Raw genomic sequence first — 20226 nt, forward strand, 5'->3', positions numbered from 1 at the left:
AACAGAGGACTAAGTAGCTAACTCACCAACAACTCTGTAGATCAACCCAATCCCATCAAAAAATCCCCCCCCCCCGAAAGTGAGATAACCAGCCGAGGCCTTGCATTTCTCTTACGATTCAAATGTTGTTCTATCTGGATATTGTCCATCTTCACTATACAGACATCTTGCCAACCTTTGAGCCGCTCTATCGAAATAAAACTTCGATTCGTGGTTGGCGTTTACTACTAGCTCCACTTCTTGAATGGTTTCCTTCTTTTTATTTAGTTCAATCTTTCCCATAACTTGTTCATTGGGGCAAAAATAATAGATAACCTTCTCATCATATTCATAATCTTTCAATAATAATACAAATGAAGCCATTAGATTCCCTCCTATGGTCTCCAAATCCATTGTTTACCTCTTTAGGAGTATTCATGTCCCAATGGGTTATCTTAAATTTAACGCCTACGGGTACTATGGTATTTTAATGTAACAAGGTGAGATGACGTCTGGGTATTTATTTACTTCCGAATTCTTAACACGCTCAATTTTTTGTCCAAAATTGCGGGATTTTGAAAATCTTCACTCGTGTAAAGTTCGGTTAAAACATTCGCCTCTTCCTGCCAATCAGGACCATACTGTAAAAGGTAATCTGTGAACCATTCATAGTAGGACGGGGTAGTTGGATTCAACAGGATCAATCTTTGATACATCATCATCACACAAGGGATCGGTAGAAAGAAATGAGTAAGCTCAACATTTTATCGCTTCTAATAAATGATCAGAGTCGTTCGTATGATCTATCTCGGATATGAGTTAAATGCAGAGAGTCTACGTTCTCTCTCGTTGTTTTTAATTCTGGCTGATTAAATTTCGACCAATTCTGATCAATCCACTGATGCAATGTTTCCACTGTTTTTTGTAAAGTCAAAGCCATCATCCTTTTACTCATTAGACCCCATCTTGCCCTCTAGAACCCTTCTGATAAAACACACTTCCTTGTTCACCAATGGACGCTTATATTTCAAGCGAGTGATAGGATAACATATTACCCTCCGGGAGTCAGTCTCTAGGATTCCGATAACACCAATCCGGATCATATGGTACGGATTTAAGTCTTTGTATGTCATCCAAGCTATACACCCAATCGTTGTCTGCTATCCAGAAATAATCATAAGGCTTCAGTTTGAGATATTCATAAATAAAATGAAGTATTGACTCTTGGTTACCATAGATATCTTCAATATGCCCGACCTGGCATAGGGGTTCGATAGGATCTAAACCTAAATCTTCGTGATAATAAAATTCATTACTCGGACTACTTATGCTGTGAATATGGAAAATCAATGAAGCTTCATTATCATCTGAAAATGACTTACGGTTAATATTAAGCGTTGTATATAAAAATTCTCCTTCATTTGTATACGTTTTGTGGTTATAGAAATAAAGAGCAGATTGCGAATGAAAAGCTGCAACAATCGTATCAGCAAGGAGTTGTTCTGGAGAATATTTATCTTTCTGCGTTAAAATAACAGCTGAAGTGCCCATGAGATTGTAATCTCCTCCCTCAAACTGGAACCAATCAAAGTTTTAATAAACATTAAGATTCAAATGTGGTTCTATTAGGGAAAAATCCATTTTCTCTAATGAAACAAACGGATAACCTTGGTGCTGCTCTATCGAACGAAATTTTGCTGCAATTTATTCCAATTTTTCATTAAAAGAGTCTTCCTCAATTTTTTTGCAAATCCTCTAGCTTCTCTGAGAATACAATTGTATGGCGTGTGAAAATGAAATAAATATTTAAGATTCACATTTTTCTAAAAACCATCTCCTAGCTTCTTCTTTTTCTAACAGCAATGGTTTTTCCGGTGTGCCAATATTTATACTCTGAAAAAAAGCTTCTTCTATCCCTTTAATACCCTTTAGTGTTACTCCGTTTAACAACGTATCTTTAAATGTCGATACACTTATATCTACATTTTCTAGTCTTGCATTTCTAAAATCGGTTAAATGGAAAGATACATTAATCAGATTACAATCAACTAAACATGCGTTATTAAATGCTGCTTCCCAACAATCACCTTTACTAAATCTACTATTTTTAATGATACAGTTGGAAAAATCCGTATACCTGAGATCTGATTTATAAAAATCACATTTATCTAAACATGTATTGATAAAAGTTGATGAGGCTAATAATGATGAATGAAAATCAATATTTTCCAGTTTGAGATCATCAAAAGTGCAATCTATTAAATAGGATTGTTCAAGTAATACATCAGATAAGTCAAAAACTCTTAAATCAACTTCATCTAACTTTAACTGCTCACCTTCATCACCAATTGTCTCAACCCACTTTTTATGCAAAGCAAACATATTAATAATATCTTTTTCTTCCATTTTTCCACTCCTTTAGGGGAACCATAATATTCTATCTGCTATTCCTTCTTTATCAATTGCTTTCTTCAGTTGTTCAATATGCTCTGGCACCATTTTTTTCGTATCAATAATTACGTCATGCCCCTTAGCAAATTCTTCATGTATTTTTTGCATACCATTTTGAATAGTAAAAGCACCCTTTTTAGGATTGGTTATAGGTATTCCGTTCCTACCACTTGGATATGATTCAAAACTCTTCACGTCCCACTTTATGCCCGTAGTGGTATCAATGAACTCTGCGCCCTTATCTGCTTGTGAATCACGTATTATTCTCCCTAAATCACCTCTTGCTTCTAATTGTAATCCAACATCTCTTTCATTTATATTTTTGGGTTCTATTTTCCCACCACCAGAAGGATCTCGAGCCAAATCATCCAACTCTTTGTGATTCCTGCCTCCAGTGTATGTATCTTTACCCATCCCTTTAATATTACTTGCTTTCCTTGCCTCAGCCGCTTCCAAATTCTTTTTAATCTTCGCCATAGCTGGATGAGAAGAAGGTACGCGAAACGGCCCTTTGCCACCCGGCATACTCCCGCGAACCATCTGAAATGCCATAAATAGCTGGCTGAACTTTAGAGAAGTCAACATGATCTGAGCATACTTATCGGATACAGGCTCACCTGTGAAGGGATGAATTCCATTTTCAAAGGCTTTGATCTGCATCGCATAAATATCTTCCCCGGGCGCTTCAGCATCCGTAGCTTGCATCCGATTGATATCCAAATGCCCCTGATCTCTCTCATAAGCTTGGAGCGCAGACTGATCCGTAACTCCATTCTCGTTGACAGGCATCGACATCCACTTCCCAAAAACATTGACTTGTGCCATCCCATAGCCCTTATCATCCGAACCGGCATAATATCTCGAGGTCTCCATCATCACTACAGCGCCAACAGTACCAACGGCATTACCCAGACTCACCTTCTGAGCATCAGCATTCTCAAACCGCATGGCGATATCCTTGAGTTCCTTGGAGATGCCCACCATACTTTCCAGCGCCTTCTGCAATACAGGGCGCGACTGCTCAAATTCATAGTAGAATCGTTCCTGCGTCGCACCCAGCCACATCTGCTGAAGGAACATGATCTGTCTTGAGAGATCCTCCCGTATATGCTCCATTTGATGTATCGCCTGATCTACTTGATTCGATACGTGGTGTAACTGTTCAGGGGTAACTTTAATGGTACTCATCCATTTTCACCGCTCATCCGAAATATGATAAGACTATGTTAGCAGAAGTTTAATGCCAATGACATCCGGCTAATCTCCTGATTTCACTGCATGAATTCACGCTAAGAATGATTAATTTCCGTCCTTCAGTCCCATACGATTTCTATGCAGGTGTATACATGTTCCTGAGGGTTCCTTTTATTTCACGACTACAGGATACTGTAGCATCTTTACTGCGACGAGCAACAGACTTTAACTACTCATGGTGTTAATAAACAAACTTGACTTGAATTGATAATTACATGTACTATATGTTTATATATATGGAATATATTTCAATTTAAATTCTTATTTTGAAATCTTATATTTTCACCATGAGTACCAGGGCCTATCACAGTTAAAATATCAATACTTTAAAATGAGTTTACCATTTTGTCTGCAACACATAATCATTGGCAGGCATTCATTTTACATATACATTCCTACTTCATAGAGTTTTCTAGCCTGTAGAGTTCTATCTCTTTATTTCTGTTTTCAGTAAAGAAAAAGAGGGAAGAACCATTTTTATAAGAGAGGAGGGCAAGGGGCTTTATATCTGCAAGTAGGTCTATTTGTCGTAATGGCATGTTTTGTAAAAGAATACCCATAACAAGAAAGGTGGAATTGATTGCTATGAGAAAAATGTTTAGTTTAGCTCTTATTCTTGTTCTAGTGCTTTCGTTTAATGTAGCTGCCTATGCAGATGGTGACGTGACTCAAGCCAAACCGTTGACAAAGGAAGAAATTATTAATTCCAAAGAATTCCGTGAAGCTGTGAAAGCAGCTAAGGCTGAATTTGAAGCACAGAAGGCTAAAGATACGGGTGGTCCAGTTCTGTTTGCGCCTGCTCCGAAAGTATCTCACATTAATGTATATGGTGTCGTATCTCCGAATGGCGGTCAAGAAATTTACGGCTTCAATAACAACCCACTCTCTACGACCAATGATCATGGTGGGGCTTGGATTCAGTGTATTACTTTCCAGATCGGTTATGACAGTAGTCACTACGGCAAACTCGCTGGCAATACTATGACAAACAACTGGTCTGAAGCTATTGATCTGGACGGTGATCGTGTCGTAGATGCTTTTGCCCATTCTTGGGTTTATGAATCCCCTAATACAACAGGCGGACAATTTGTAGGTACGGTCTATTCCATTAACATTCCAACACAATGGACCGCTTGGATTAATGTTCGTTAACAGGAAGGATGTAATCTGAATTGGCTATCTTGGTTCTATCATGTTAACTTAGCCACGCTTGTACTACTTTGAATCCGAATTTTAGACTAAAGTAATCAAAAATAAACAAGTCAGCCCACTAATGGACTGGCTTGTTCATTATCATTCGAAAATCTTACTATTTCTCTTGCTCTGTTTTTGTAGTCGAAGCCGGCAATTGAATCATTGGCGTGTTGGACCCACTTACATACGGAAGGGCTCCATCCCATTTCTTGATGGTTTCATATTCAACGAGTTGACTCGATAAGGATTGTTGAAGCTCTTTGTTGGCTTTAGCCTGACCTTCTGCTTCGATCAACAGTTTGTCTGCATTACCTTGTGCTTCCACGCGTTTGCGTTCTGCTTCTTTCTTGGCGATCTCGAGTTCCGTCGTTTTACGTTCCAGTTCTTGAGATGCTTCGACACGCTTATCGATTGCTTCCTGAGTCTTGGCGTCAGGTTGAGGTACTCCTACAGTAACGTTGGATACAATAAATCCTAACTCTTTAACGTCATCAGAGAAACGTTGTTGAACATCGACGCCTGCTTCAGATGACTTTTCACCATACACATCAATGACTGTAAATTTGGAAATTCCTTTACGGGCTGCGTCACGGAAACGTGTTTTGAGATATGTATCCTCTATTTCTTGAATGCTAATTGGCCCAAATGTATTGAATATAGAAGATACTTTACTTGGTTCTACCTGGTAGTTGTAAGCAAAATCAATGGTGATGTTTTTACCATCAGAAGTTGCAATCTGAATGTCTCTGTATTCCACCGTTTGAATTCGGATCGGATATTTCGTTACTTTATCAAACGCTCCAACCAGTTTCCACCCTTGACTCAGTGTACTATCTTTTACCCCTCCATTGGGTGAATAGACAACCCCAACATATCCGTTAGGAATTCGTGTGACAAAGAAGGTCACCAGTAGCGCTCCCACAATAATAACCAATGCCACCGTGATTGCTCCTACCCTAAACGTCTTTGAATTTTTCATCAACATTCTCCTCTTGTTTGAATTTATTGTATTTCTTCAGAATTCTACTACCTATTTTATTGAATAGCGGGATCATTAATGCCCATAGAATAAATGCTAGGATAATGGTTAGAATGATCCCCCCAATAAATGGAATATTCGTCCTCCCCTCTTTGGATGTAACCGAGTACACACCTCATCTGCACGAATAAATCCGCATAGCTAATTTAGTTTTATCTACCCTTAATCGTATCCCATGCTAAACCCTCATGGCCAAATTCTACTTCACAAAATGCTGTGGCTTCATCTACATCTGTTTAAATGTTAATCTTCGTTCACCCAAATTTATAACCAACCAATTATATCCTCTTATATATATACTTTGTAAATTAGCCTTCGGTGTCAAAGATCTCTAGCGTCTCATCTCATAGCCCTAGAATTTCTAGATCGGGAAGGAATATGCGATTCGACTTTTGAGGGAGCTTGTCAGCACCTGAAAATAGAACCATTATTAGGAAAAGTAGCTAAAAAAACGGTGAGCGAGGTACGTCGAGTACCCAGTTATTCCTATCAAGAAAGTGATCAACAACAATCTATCTGGGAATTATGAATCAGAAGTAAGTTGTACCCATTGCTCTTTTCTGCAAGGGATACAACTTACATAATATGACACCTTTTTTATACGTATGTATTTGAAAAGAAGACTTTTACCTATTGTTATAAAATTTACAAATCAAAATCAAATTCTGCGTTCAAGTCATAGGCTATACCAATTGCCTTTTGCTCGATAGTAATCGCAGGGGTCTCATTATTAATAATCCTGATCGAGAAGCTAAACGGAAAATTCTAATCATGCTTTATTCTCAAGGTTTTCAACTTTTCAAAATGTGGCCACAAAAGAATGAGGATCTGGTTCAATTGCTGATTGATATCGAAAGATTCCTGATAGTCCGTCTCCAAGAACCAACAGGTTTCTTTTCGATACAAATCTCTCTCATCAATTTTCTCTTCTTTTATATAGGTTACTGATCGTTTGATTCCAATCTGTTCTGTAATTAACTTCGGTTCGAAACGATCTACTGTAATGATAAATTCAGCCTTGATATTCGTTTTGACCATTAAAATTTCCTAACTTATTCATATACTGAAATTAATTTAAAATCATAAAATTAATGTCTTTTAAAGTAATATATAGTGTATACTATCACAATTATATCTGGTAATCTCATTTCTCAATAAGAAAAACCTCAGATCGGTTGAGTACCGACCTAAGGTTTCTCAAGTCTACTATTTAAGGTTATCTATTGGGAAAAAGGGAAGTTCATAATATCGACTTTAGAAGAAAGCTTACTTTTCCCTAACATCCTCCTCCCAAGTAGACAAACTCATTTCTTACTTTCTATTTTTCTGCCATGATCCCTAATAAAACTTTATTTCCCTTATTAATGTTATCTATTAAATTCGAAAAACTAATTTCCATTTCTAAATGATCACCTAGCGCATGCGGAACTGAAATACTTACTCCAATGGCATCTTGAGTGATATAACTAAATGTACCTGAATCATTTACTTGTCCTACTTCATCTGAGTATTTAAAATAACTTATTAAATCTATACTATTATATCCACTCAAGATTTCTGTTATTACTCCATTATCTAACAAATTCAAATCCTCATTATACCTTTTGTAATCTCCTTGTTTAAATTCTTCCACGAATGCTTCATTAACCTCAATTAAATCAATTAATTTTACTCTCGATCCTTTATTAATATCAATATTCGATGTGTAAAAAACATTTAAAGGATAGGCTGCTCCTTCAGTAAATGCTGACCCGAAGTATTTAATACTTATTAAATCGTTACTTTTAAGCATAATCTGATAATTTATATCAAGACTATCTTTCTCCAGTGAATAGGAATTAATTATTCTTGTCGCTTCCTCTTTAATCAGCGCATTTATTTTGTCATCATTTGTAATATTAACTACCTTTGGATATATAATGTTAATATTATTCTTAGAGTAATTACTACTTTCAATTTTGTAACTTTTTTTTATACTCATTTCATTACTACCTTTTGCTTGATCCGAGTGCACCTCAGCTTTCGTATTACAGGAGATTAATAGTAAAACTGATATTATAACCAATAGCCAATGTTTCATGTCGTTTCATCTCCAGTTCAAGTAATAAGTCTCTCACTAGCGTAGAGTTTTCTTAACAAGTGTATAATATTTTTTTCTATTAGCAAGATGATTCGTTCCACCGTTAACTCGCTTAGTCACTTGGGTAACTGAAGCACCTGAATCTACTAGTTTATTCAACTTGTTATCATCCCACCAAAATCCTGCTGCTCGCCATGCATAATTTTCAGCAACGTATTCAGCACCTATTTTCATTATTTTTTGGTCCCCCATAGCGTCCGCAAAACGTTGGTAGTTATATCTACCTGTCATTTGTATATATCCTGCGCCTCTAAATTTATAACCATCTCCCTTTTTAGTATTACCAAGTTGTTTACCTAATTTGGTTCCAGGCTCATATTTAGAAAAATATTTTTTGCCACCCAGTTCAGTAGTCCATCTTCCCAATTCGGATTCTTGCATAACCTGTGATAGGAAATGACTAATCCTCTCTTTAGTTGTTATATCAAAAGTCCCTAACGTAACATTTAAGTCTTTCACCATGTTATTTGTTATATTTTGAAATCCCAGTTGAGTTAACTGTTTTTTTGTTACATATACTGTATATCCATTAGCAGTATTTGGCGGAACAGTATTATATGGACTATCACCTACGATTGGCGCATGCCCACTCGGATCTACATATTTTAGAGGATTATTACTTACATAGGAGTACAAATTCAAACTGAGCGGATCATTTAGTTCCCCTTCGTACGTATCCTCACCAATGAAACGTGCCATGCCTGGATCATACCAACGCGCTCGCAAATATTGCAGTCCTACCGTATCATCCCAATATTCTCCGGCATAGCGAAGCATATTAGGTACGGTTTCCTCTGTTGTTAACGGTCCACCCCAGATATCATAAGTGTAACTGTTCAGCACTTTGCCTGCATCGTCCACGAGGCCAACGACATCGCCATGACCATTCAACTGGTAGTATTCCAGTTTACCTGTTTGCTTGTCCTGGCGAGCCCATAATTGCCCATACAGATCATAGATATAGGCATATGTCAGCTCTGCTTTTCCAGACGTTACAGTGCCCTCAGCCATAAGTTTGGCTTCTTCATCGTAGTAATAACGAATCGTTTGGTCACCTTCCGTACGTTCATACAACAGTCCATCTCCATTATAGCTGTAGGTTACCGTTTTGCCTTCCCCCGTTGCTTTAATCAGACGATTCTGGCTGTCATACGTATACTGTGCATCCTTTAGGCCGTATACCTTACCACTTCCGGTACTGTACCGGTTACCATTCGGGTCATAAGTATACGTTTCTTTTTGCGTACCCGTTTCGGTCTGAATCCGGCTCAATTCATCGTATGTGTATTGATCAGTTTCCCCATTCTGTGTACGGGACGTGATGTTTTTATTACCATCATATTCATAGGCGAACTGTTGCACCGCAGATGTCCCTTGAGAGATCGTGATTCCCGACAGGTCATAGCCGCTGAACTGGTAGCTTGTGCTGAGGCCCTTGCCAAACGACAATTTCTCCAGCAAGCTATTGGACGCATAACTGAATGTCATACGATCCACAGGCGTCGTTCCCGATGCTGCGAGTGCAGAGGCCCCTCCTGAACCCGAGGTAATATCCATGGAGGTTACCCGATTCATGGCATCTACTTCGCCGTGAATGCGCAAGGATTGTCCTTTGGCATCCGTTAAGGTATACCCTAGACGTTGCTGGGTATTGTTTTCAAAATCAAGTCGTGTCCCATCCGGGAACGCCAGTCCGTTCAACATCCCATCTGCTGCTTGATAACTGTACGTGGTCTTTCCATGATCATCGGTCATCGATGTTCTGCGGCCAATCTCGTCGTACGTATAGGATACATTCGTATCCGGTGCTTTCATACCTGTGAGCATGTTGTCACTGTTATACGTATACTCTGTTACTTTCCCAAGTCGATCCTGTTTTTTAATCAGATTACTTTTCTTATCGTAATATAACGTTGTCGCATACCCGGCTGGACTCGGATGCGTCTGTTTAATGAGTCTTCCCAATTCATCATACTGTTTTGTGACTGTTTGCGTATTCGGTGATACGATCTGTGTCACTTGGCCCTGATAGCTATAGAAGTACCGGCTTGTCTCTTGCTTCGGTGTGGTTACCGTCGTGATTTGTCCAAGCGCATCATACGTATAGGTCGTTTGTTGACCGTTACCATCGATAGATGCAATTACGTTACCATCGATATCATACTCGGTTTGTTGTAACGGAACATAAGCACCATTCCGATATTCTTCCACCGCCGTCACTCGACCAAGTAAATCCTTCTTCTCCCGTGTTTGATTGTCAGCAGCGTCCTTATAGGTCACTGTTTGACCCACAGCATCAATATTGGTTGTTCCAATGGTCCCGTCTGGATACTTTGTCTCTATCGTTTGTCCAAACGCGTCGACTACAGCTCTCGTAACATTGCCTTCGGCATCCTCAACAGCCGTTACATTACCTTCGCGGTCATAGGCGTATTTGTACGTAGCCTCAGCCGTCTGCTCTTCTACCAAAAGGCCTAGCGGATTATACCGCTCGGTCGTGACAATGCCATCTGGTGATGTATTTGTAATGATGTTCTTAACATCATCGTACGCCGTAGTTGATTTCGTACCATCAGCATGCACGATTTGCAGAAGTCGCCCTTCCTTATCATACTGATACGATTCCTGTTCCCCGGATGCATCGGTTGTCTTTTCCAGTTCACCAGCATTCGTATATTCATACGATTCCACGAGGGCTTCTGCTTTACCGGCAGCATCATTCACGGTCATGGACTTGGATTTCACCAAATGCCCTGCATTAGCCTGATAACTCAACGTAGCTACGCTGTCTTTAGCTAAATAGCCGCCTTTATCCGTAGTGCTGATGACTCTTCCTTTATCATCCAGCTTCACTTCCGATTCAGTGAGCAACTGACCACCGTATCCATTTTTGGTGGTAGTACGTAATGCGTCACCTTGATTGTTGTATGTCGTCTCGGTATATCGCTCTAACGAGCTGTTAATTTTCGTGGTAGACCGCACTGGCTTAATCCAGTTATACGGAGCTTTGCCAGTTTCGTACGCATAGGTAGATTCCTGTCCTGTACTTTGTTTTTCGGACGTCACCATGCCATTGGCATCGTAGGTCATGGTCGTGGTTAGCTTCTCGCCCGAACGGCCATTCTCGCTTACCCACTCCGTCATTTGAGTCGGAAGGTTTCGCTTCGTCTGGTTATCGTACTGCAACTCCGTGGAATAAGTCACGTCATCTCCAGTTAACGTGTGCTTATCTGCGCGAATCAAATCTGGATGCGCTGCAGCGCTAAACGTTTTGGAGAACGTCCAAGTATCTACAGTGTTCTCTGCTTTCACTTTTGTTGTCCATGATGCGGGTTGACCGTATGCTTCCAGGTCTTCTCCAGAATATTCAAAGTTAATCTTGTCCAGAACGCCTTCGCCTTCCGTTGTACTAAACTGGCTTTTGCGCTCTCTTACTTTGAATACGAAATGGGAGGAAACTTCGCCAATATGTTTCAACTCCGGAATATATGCATAATCCGTTATAGCTGATGAAGGGCTTGTAATGCGCGATAGCAACGCTGTATGCATCACACCTTGAGCATTTTGGTTGCTCTGCAACTCAGGTAAAAAGTTGAATTTGGATTCCGGATAATAGTACGTATACGTCGTTGTCCGATCGAGGGCATCCGTGTATTCTCGCAAAATACGAATGCCTTCGTCCTCGCGTTGCGTGTACGTTGCCTTCCGATCCGTTCCAGCAAGCTGTACAGTAACCTTCAGGTCGTCATAAGCAAATGTCAGCGCCTGACCTTCACTGTTTTCAATTCGTGCAATGGCTTGATTTCCGTTCAATGTCGTATAGTGAAAGTTCACGGTATTTTGGTAGCCATCTGTAATTTGCAACAGTTCTCCGGCTTCATTAAATAGATAATCGTAGCCGTTTCGAATGGATAAACGATAAGTGCTAGATACACCATTAACAGTCACGGTCGCATCTCGCTTAACGGTTAAATCATTCCATACGTAACCTTCCAGTTCCAGATTCGCGTTTAAGCGATAATAGCCCACGCCTGGAATCTGAATATATTGATTATCGCCACGTTTTTCCATGAAAGGAATGTCCCAACGCCAGCCTTGCCCCAATCCAGCAGAGAGTTCTTCCTTGCGTGGCGTAACCATATTGGAGTACGTTTGTGTCGTTTCGTCATATTCAACGCCAAGTTGCCCAGTGGCTCTAGCGCTGTCATAGACGCGTGTCAGATCAAACGGAATGAGTCCAGGTAGAGAAAGGTCAGTACTCTGAATCATCATTTCCCCTGTAGCAGTAGAGATGGATTCCGCTCCATAAGACGTCATATAAAGCGATGCGTCATCTCGGATATCGACATGGTTAAGTCCAGTTTCGTCCACGGTTGTTCCCGTACCTGGAGTATCCTCTCCAAGAGCATTAATCGAAAAGTTGTTTTGCTGTGATGAACCGGAAGGGAGTAAACCCTCCATTTGAATCGGTTCGCTTATTTCTTGTGCTTCTAGCCATTTCTCAGCAGCCTCGCCGCCTGTGCGATCTGTCTGTAAAGCTTTATACAACTGGTACAGCGAATAACCTTGATCTAGTTTTTTCTCAACCCAATCTTCCTTGATGCCAAATTGCTCTTTTAAACTATGGATAGTAATGTAGGTAGCGGAAGGGAGGGAATCCCTACCTTCTGCCGCCGCTGCTGCTTGTCCTCCATATCCAAAAGAACTGAACCCACTAAGAATCAATATGACGCATAACCAAGTAATCGTTATTTTCTTAAACACTCCATCACCTCAACCTAGATTTAGACAATCATTAATTAAATGGGAAAATCTTTTTCGTTCGTTTCGTTAAATTACCGTTGCGATCATACTCAAACACAATTTGATCTCCCGTAAATAGAACGACTTTAAGCAATTGATTGCCATAGCCGTATTCATAGCTGTTGTCATTACGAATGTTCATCCATGCTGCTTTTATGGCTCCCTGAATCGGTTTTCCTTCTTTTTCACTTAGCTTGAGATAATAATTCTGTCCACCTTCAAGCTCCCATTCAAGAACGGTATATTGCTCACCATATACCTGCTCTTGCTCTATTGAAGCAGCTACCGGAATACTCAATTCCTTATCTGAATACAATTCAATCCGAGGTTCAATGGAAAAATCACCTGTTTCCTTTATGGCAATCCGATACTTGTCAGAGCTATACGGACTGAAACGGTAGTACACATTCCCTTGCTGAACTGTCGGAAGCGCCGTCTCTGTGTTTTCATACAAAGTCAGAAACTCCACTTCCACTTCCTTGACCGTAAAGTGCCGATAAGCACCTACAAATTTCAGTGTTTGGGCTGACACGTTATGCACCTGAATCTCAGACTTTCCAGGTACAAATTGTCCTCCTGTAGCGTTCTTACCTTCCTTAACAACAACTTGATTCTGATTTCGAATAACGTAATCATAGGTTCCTCCTTCAGAAGGAGAACCAACGAGTATAGCCTCATACGATGAGGTATTCGAGAACAAGAGCGTGTTATTTGGCGTCAAATTCCGCTTGATAAGTGCAGGCTCCTGACTTAAGCTGGCTATCACGGGAGATTGATATTGAATCGTTACAGGTTCCGTAGATACTACGGTAACAACAAGCGTTGCACCTGCCGGAATATCCCATGTTGCATGACTCATACCTTCCACGAAATACAATGCTTTATTAGATTTATCGTAAACTGTATAATCCACAACGGATGCAACTCCTGCGATTCGTTCAATTTGAGCAGGTTTTGAATCCGGATTCGTAAATACTGCACTCTGCCCTTGATTGACAGTAATATCTGTTTCTGGTGAAGGGACTTGATCATCTTGCCCACGGAAAACGCGGTAAATCCCACCATACGTTATAGGTTGATCCGAGATGTTGGTAACAACAACTTTTTTACCACCCAAGACATACGCCTCGATCGCTGTTGCTGTTCTACTGCTTGACACTGTTCCATCTACGTTGTAAATCGTGTAATCATACACCCGTCCCGCGCTGCTGGAAGCATCATTTCGAAGCCTTTTTGGATCTGAGCCTATGTTGGTGAAGGCATAGCTCTCGCCCTTGTTCAACGTCACGCGCAGATAAGCCGGTTCCTGGCTGTCCACTACAGAGAAATCATCCGTGTATTCAAATAATACAGGTGTACTTCCCCCTACAGTAACGATGGCTTCACCACCAGAAGGAATGGTAGCGAGACTTACATTGCTATTGAATTTGTCACTATGCGCTCTGCCGTCTGCCTTATACACGACAATATCAAATAGTGCACCTATTTTTTTGGCATTACTCCGTATTGGGTTGCTGAGTGAACCCCCATTGTGGAATTTGACCGATTGACCCGGTGATACGGTAATCTTACTTAGTGCTTCATTTGGTCTATCCTCTACATCAAAAATGGTGTAAATCGCCCCTATGGTTACAGGTTGAGCAGATACACTTGTAATTACTGCTTTATTTCCATAGTAAACAACTGGTTCAACCGCTGTTGCTTTTCTTGTACTTCGTTCTGTACCATCTGGATAATAGGTGACGTAATCAAAAATCCGCCCTTGGGTGGTGGACGCATCACTGTCGAGATATTCCCGATCAGTAGTGTTATTCCAAAATGTCACGCTTTCTCCCTGTTTGAGTGTTACGCGATGGTACGCAGGTTCCATGCTTTCTTCAACCGAGAAATCATCCGTATAACTAAACTCAATTGGGACTTGCCCAACTACGGTCACGACTGCGTACCCCTGTGAACGAATGATCGGATTAGTATTTTTGTTGAATCCATCCGAATGAACGACGTTTTCTGCTGTATAAAGAACATAGTCAAAAAGGGCTCCATTGGTACTGCTGGCATTGTTTTTTATCGGATTGGCCAACGAACCATTATTACTGAAAATCATAGATTCTCCAGGATATACAGTGATTCGAGTAATTGCATCGCCACCGGCTTTTTGGACATCAAATGTCCGATAGGGCACACCATATGTTACAGGCGTTGCTGTAACCAAAGTTACAACGGCGGTTCTTCCTGCTGCTACAGTAGGTTTAGTGGTCGTATTCGTCCCTGTAGAACTTTCCGTTCCATCCGGAAGATAAACAACGTAATCATGCTTATCTTTGGTCGTTCCATCCGTTTGGAGTGCATCGGATTTGGAACTGATATTAGTGAACTGGTAGCTATCTCCCTGATATAGCGTTGTACGCGTATAGGCTGGCTCATCGCTCCATTCACCGGTATAGACTTCATAGGGAAAACCAACACTAACAGGCTGTGAGCCCGCTCCAGTAATAATGATTTCGTTCCCTCCCGCAAGTGAAGGTTTCCCAGTCGTTTCGAAATTGGAAGCTACAAGACTACCATCTTCTTTGTATGAAGCGTAATCTATCTTCCTGTCCTGAGCTGTGGAAGTATCGGCACTTAGAACTCTTGACTGTGTCCCTTCATTAAAGTATCGATAGCTCTCTCCTTTGGATAACATAACCCTAAGCATGGCAGGGTTAGCTGATACACTGTAGGAAAATTCTGAACGAATTGTCACCGTAAAAGGATTCTGACCCGTCGAGGTGATCACAGCTGTATAGCCTGAACCTACTGATAAACTACTAGTAGAGTCCATGTTTTCGCCCATGATGCTGCCATCTGGTCTATAAATAACGTAATCGTACGCACTACTTCTTGAGGTCGCCGCATTCGTACTTAACGATCTTGTCGCACTTCCGTTATTCGTGAACGTATAGGAATCTCCAGGACTCATGGTCAAAGTTTCGTCTGCCATGGCCATTGCTTGAGCAGAGAAAGAGTTCTCCCCGTATGTATCATCAGTAACCGTCGATTCATCTTCCGGTTCTTCGATAAATTCGTCTACACCTTCCGGTTCTTCATAGAAATCCGGATCAATATCTTCCAGATATTCGTTGTCTGTTAAAGTTGATTCCTCAATAGGAACATCAACTTTCTCCGTGCTACTTTCAGTTGTTATTATGGCATCCAATTGATTCGAAAGCGCATAACCGCTAGTCGGATAGATGGTTCCAATCAACAACAAAGCCATCAGAAAAACAATAAAACCTTTTCTTAAACTCATGGAATTTATATTCCTCCTTTATGTTTTTTCTCCATTTCCTACCTCAACAGATGTATAAATGGAGCCTAATAAATCATTATCGTCATTTTCCTTATTTTAGGACATAGTAAATTAGTCCCTAAATTCAGGGACTTTTTTCCTTTTATATCTCAGATAACAATTTAAAATATAATCTGCAATTATCCTGATACGAAATAGAATAATAGATTAGATGTAGTTCAAATGCTATTTCAACTGAGTTAATCGTCTTTCCTATTTTGATTAGGACTTAGATTTAATATCTGAAAAATAAAAAAGCCGCCAGTTGGCGACTTTTAAGTGAATCAAATAGTTATCATTCTGGTACATGATCAGCGCAAAGCAGGCTACTTGCCCTCTGCTTGTATGAATACATACGTACTCTCGTTTGATCGCTCTTCTGAAAAGGCAAAGTTCAACCGATCAAAGTTTCTTACGTCCTTCACCTCTGTAATCTTGTGCTCTGCCATATAACGTACCATTTCACCTCTGGCCATCTTGGCCCAGGTTGCCTTTTCAACAAGCTTCCCATTGACCATTTGTCCGAATACACAAGTAATGAACCGGGTTTCCTCACTCAGACAAGGCGTGATATTTTTGCTATACTCTTTGGAAGCCAGATTTAGGATGTGGTTGCTTTCTGATTGAAGCTGCTCTGCGAGTTTGCTACCCCAGAATTGATAGAGCGATTTGAAGCCCGGACCTTGCAGCTTGCCCTGCATCTCCAACCGATAAGGGGTAACCCCATCCAAAGGCCGCAACATGCCATAAAAACCGGATAAAATACGTAAATGCTGTTGAAGATACTCTAATTCCTCATTTTGAAAAACACCCGGAGCCATATATTGATACTGAATGCCCTCATAGGCATAGATGGCTGGCGTAAGATTTGCTTTTATATTCATATTCTGAATCCGTTCCACGTTCTGTTCAGCGATTGCATCGTTACACTTCCACATCGCTTTGAGTTCGTCATAGGATAACTTTTGAAGCAGACTCAATAGCTGTTCTGACTCGTTTATAAACTGCGGCATCTGCGCGATAGCCATAAGATCGGTATCAATCTTCATCTTTTTAGCTGGTGATATGATAATTCTCATCGTGCTGATCCATCCTTAATCTACCGTTGTTTTTGTCGTTATCCATTGTACAGGATTGGACAGGCGAATCCAATGCCAAGGCTTAACTAAATCCCTCATGGTACCTTTGAAAAGACTCAAAATGAACAAGTCAGCCCACGATTGGACCGGCTTGTTCATTAGAATTCAACACATTAAATTGGTGAGAAAGAAAGGCGTGCAACTCAAACCGCTATTAGGGAGATACGCTCCCCGCGCCGCTATTTTGCTCTGTTTTTGTAGTCGGCAATTGAATCATTGGCGTGTTGGACCCACTTACATATGGAAGTGCTCCATCCCATTTCTTGATGGTTTCATATTCAACGAGTTGACTCGATAATGATTGTTGAAGCTCTTTGTTTGCTTTAGCTTGACCTTCTGCTTCGATCAATAGTTTGTCTGCATTACCTTGCGCTTCCACGCGCTTGCGATCTGCTTCTTTCTTGGCGATCTCAAGTTCAGTCGTTTTACGTTCCAGTTCTTGAGAAGCTTCGACACGCTTATCGATTGCTTCCTGAGTCTTGGCGTCAGGTTGAGGAACACCTACAGTCACGTTGGATACAATGAAACCTAACTCTTTAACGTCATCAGAAAAACGTTGTTGGACATCCACTCCTGCTTCGGATGACTTTTCACCATACACATCAATTACTGTAAACTTGGAGATACCTTTACGAGCTGCATCACGGAAACGTGTTTTGAGATATGTATCCTCAATTTCTTGAATACTAATTGGCCCAAATGTATTAAATATAGAAGATACTTTACTTGGTTCTACCTGGTAGTTGTAAGCAAAATCAATGGTGATGTTTTTCCCGTCAGAAGTTGCAATCTGAATGTCTCTGTATTCCACCGTTTGAATTCGGATCGGATATTTCGTTACTTTATCAAACGCTCCAACGAGTTTCCACCCTTGACTCAGTGTACTATCTTTTACCCCTCCATTGGGTGAATAAACGACCCCAACATATCCATTAGGAATTCGTGTTAAAAAAAAGGTCACCAGTAGCACGCCCACAATAATAACTAATGCAACCGCAATTGCCCCTACCCTAAACGTCTTTGAATTTTTCATCACCATTCTCCTCTTGTTTGAATTTATTGTATTTCTTCAAAATTCTACTACCTATTTTATTGAATAGCGGGAACATTAATGACCATAGAATAAATGCTAGGATAAAAATTAAAATGATTCCCCCAATAAATGGCATATTCGTCCTCCCCTCTATGGATGTAACCGAGTACAAATTTATAAATGGTAACTAATTATATCCTCTTTTATATATACTTTGTAAATTCGTATTAGGTTTCAAGGATGTTTAGAGCTTGAAGTACTATTAGGTAAAGTAGAGAAGAGAAAGGTGGGTGAATGGGCGTCCAGTACCCGGTTATTCATATTCAAGAAAGTAATCAATAATTCATCTGGTAATTATGGATCAGGCCATAATTGTACCCATTTCGTTTCTCTGTAGGTGTAGACATATTCCTGTGGGTTATCCTTCAATTTGACGACTACAGGATACTGTGGCATTTTACTTCGACGAGCAGTGATGCTAATGATATCATGTTCATCCACACCCTTTTCAACGATTAAATACGTTCTTAAACCATCTTCAAGATCCTTCATATCCTTTTTATATGAGCCGTACCATGTGACAGAAGTTATGACAACTAATATAAGTACAATCAGTGATCCTTTTAGAAACTTCTATTCTATCGGCCAAAAAGAAAAAACCTTAAGGACATTGCCCCAAGGTTTAAGCATAGGAAATTATACATGTTCATTATAAGAAATAGACTCAAATAATTGACCAAATACAGGTATTAGTTTAGTTACATACCAATTTACGTCAGTTATTTTGTTATAACTTTCTACATCAAGAACTTTTCGATTGATATCAGGACTCATAAGTATGGTACCATTCTCTTCAATTAAAAATGTTCCCCCTACATCAGTATCTTTCCAAGTCATTGCCACTCCAATTAATTCTTTTTGATTATCCTTTATGACTAAAATCTTTAGTAACTCCTCTAGAGGAATTGATTTATTCTGCCAATTAAAGTCATTATCATCTCCAATCGGTAGATAAGTTACTTTTCCTTGATCGTTATAAGACCAACCGAAATCTTCCAGTTGGCGAAGAATAGACATTCTTGAGATTTGCTTTGATAAACTTATTTCAATGGATATTGAAACAGACATGCAAAATCCCCCTTATCTTTAATCTAAAAATCCCTTGAATCCAATCCCTTTTTTAGTTAGCCAATCTTTGATCTGCTGAGGTATTTTCGTGTTTGAATACAAGTAATTTATAAATTGCGGCATCTGCGCGATAGCCATAAGATCGGTGTCGATCTTCATCTTTTTAGCTGGTGATATGATAATTCTCATCGTGCTAATCCATCCTTAATCTCCGTTTTTTTTGTTGTTATCCATTGTTCAGGATTGGACAGGCGAATCCAATGGTGAAGCATAATATCTTCTTTTGTCTTAGTAAGTATGATTGCTTTATTCATTCGGATTAGGCGTCAGCTGAATCCATTCATCTGTATAGTTGTAGATATATTCCTGCGGATTGTCCTTGAATTTGACGACAACAGGATACATCGGCATTTTGCTTCGCCGAGCGGTGATGCTTATAATCGTGTTTTCATCTATTCCTTTCTCGGCGGTTAAATATGTTCTCAAATCATCCTCCAGCTTCTTCATGTCACTCTTATAAGAGCCATACCATGAAAAAGAAGCAATGACCACTACTACCAGTATAACTAAGGAGGTCTTTAGCAACTTCATTTTGCTCACCCTTACTTTAATTTATATTCTAATGATCCGAAATTCACCAAACTGATTGAACCCGCTTATTTGGAATAGGCCCTTGCTACTATATCAGATCAAAACTTGTCAATATGCTATTACCTGAAGTCGGGTCGATATTCTCAT

Annotated in this window: 15 protein-coding genes; 1 reads left to right on the forward strand and 14 read right to left on the reverse strand. The window is 40.0% G+C overall.

The genetic code is table 11. The features are described 5' to 3' along the window. Window positions 1-111: 111 nt before the first annotated feature. From MKY87_RS05345 to MKY87_RS05360, 4 genes are all read right to left on the reverse strand, one after another. The gene (locus MKY87_RS05345; RefSeq protein ID WP_340963239.1) at window positions 112-363 is read right to left on the reverse strand and encodes a hypothetical protein; all 252 of its coding nucleotides are present in this window, start codon (window positions 361-363) and stop codon (window positions 112-114) included. A gap of 681 nt (window positions 364-1044) precedes the next feature. Further along, on the reverse strand, window positions 1045-1530 hold the full coding sequence (locus tag MKY87_RS05350; RefSeq protein WP_340963242.1) for a hypothetical protein: 486 nt from the start codon (window positions 1528-1530) through the stop codon (window positions 1045-1047). A 255-nt stretch (window positions 1531-1785) separates the two neighbouring features. Further along, window positions 1786-2385: a pentapeptide repeat-containing protein gene (locus tag MKY87_RS05355; protein WP_339782835.1), complete on the reverse strand. Its 600-nt coding sequence runs from the start codon at window positions 2383-2385 to the stop codon at window positions 1786-1788. A gap of 12 nt (window positions 2386-2397) precedes the next feature. Next, complete coding sequence (locus tag MKY87_RS05360) at window positions 2398-3618, reverse strand: WXG100 family type VII secretion target (protein WP_339782833.1); 1221 nt, start codon at window positions 3616-3618, stop codon at window positions 2398-2400. Window positions 3619-4269: 651 nt separating this feature from the next. On the opposite strand from MKY87_RS05360, the gene MKY87_RS05365 reads away from it, so the two are divergent. Further along, the gene (locus MKY87_RS05365; RefSeq protein WP_340963247.1) at window positions 4270-4836 is read left to right on the forward strand and encodes a DUF4879 domain-containing protein; all 567 of its coding nucleotides are present in this window, start codon (window positions 4270-4272) and stop codon (window positions 4834-4836) included. A 157-nt stretch (window positions 4837-4993) separates the two neighbouring features. On the opposite strand, the gene MKY87_RS05370 is transcribed toward MKY87_RS05365, so the two are convergent. The 10 genes from MKY87_RS05370 to MKY87_RS05415 all read right to left on the reverse strand — a co-directional run bounded on the left by MKY87_RS05370 (window position 4994) and on the right by MKY87_RS05415 (window position 20079). After that, window positions 4994-5857, reverse strand: a complete 864-nt coding sequence (locus tag MKY87_RS05370) for a prohibitin family protein (protein WP_339782829.1) — start codon at window positions 5855-5857, stop codon at window positions 4994-4996. An 825-nt stretch (window positions 5858-6682) separates the two neighbouring features. Further along, window positions 6683-6955 carry a DUF4279 domain-containing protein gene (locus MKY87_RS05375; protein ID WP_339782827.1) on the reverse strand — a complete coding sequence of 91 codons (273 nt, stop codon included), beginning with the start codon at window positions 6953-6955 and terminating at the stop codon, window positions 6683-6685. A gap of 280 nt (window positions 6956-7235) precedes the next feature. Next, on the reverse strand, window positions 7236-7997 hold the full coding sequence (locus MKY87_RS05380; protein WP_339782824.1) for a hypothetical protein: 762 nt from the start codon (window positions 7995-7997) through the stop codon (window positions 7236-7238). Between the two features lie 36 nt (window positions 7998-8033). Then, window positions 8034-12821, reverse strand: coding sequence for an RHS repeat-associated core domain-containing protein (locus MKY87_RS05385; protein WP_340963250.1), 4788 nt, complete (start codon window positions 12819-12821; stop codon window positions 8034-8036). A gap of 31 nt (window positions 12822-12852) precedes the next feature. Then, on the reverse strand, window positions 12853-16149 hold the full coding sequence (locus MKY87_RS05390; RefSeq protein ID WP_340963252.1) for a hypothetical protein: 3297 nt from the start codon (window positions 16147-16149) through the stop codon (window positions 12853-12855). Window positions 16150-16514: 365 nt separating this feature from the next. After that, window positions 16515-17267, reverse strand: coding sequence for a peroxide stress protein YaaA (yaaA, locus tag MKY87_RS05395; protein WP_340963254.1), 753 nt, complete (start codon window positions 17265-17267; stop codon window positions 16515-16517). Between the two features lie 214 nt (window positions 17268-17481). Further along, entirely contained in the window at window positions 17482-18360 is an 879-nt protein-coding gene (locus MKY87_RS05400) for a prohibitin family protein (protein ID WP_084174706.1), read from the reverse strand. Between the two features lie 354 nt (window positions 18361-18714). Then, on the reverse strand, window positions 18715-18912 hold the full coding sequence (locus tag MKY87_RS05405; protein ID WP_445259821.1) for a hypothetical protein: 198 nt from the start codon (window positions 18910-18912) through the stop codon (window positions 18715-18717). 144 nt (window positions 18913-19056) lie between these two features. After that, complete coding sequence (locus MKY87_RS05410) at window positions 19057-19488, reverse strand: hypothetical protein (protein WP_339782814.1); 432 nt, start codon at window positions 19486-19488, stop codon at window positions 19057-19059. Window positions 19489-19794: 306 nt separating this feature from the next. Then, window positions 19795-20079: a DUF3139 domain-containing protein gene (locus tag MKY87_RS05415; RefSeq protein ID WP_339782812.1), complete on the reverse strand. Its 285-nt coding sequence runs from the start codon at window positions 20077-20079 to the stop codon at window positions 19795-19797. Window positions 20080-20226: the final 147 nt, after the last annotated feature.

The sequence above is a fragment of the Paenibacillus sp. FSL R7-0198 genome (assembly GCF_038000415.1).
GTDB lineage: Bacteria > Bacillota > Bacilli > Paenibacillales > Paenibacillaceae > Paenibacillus.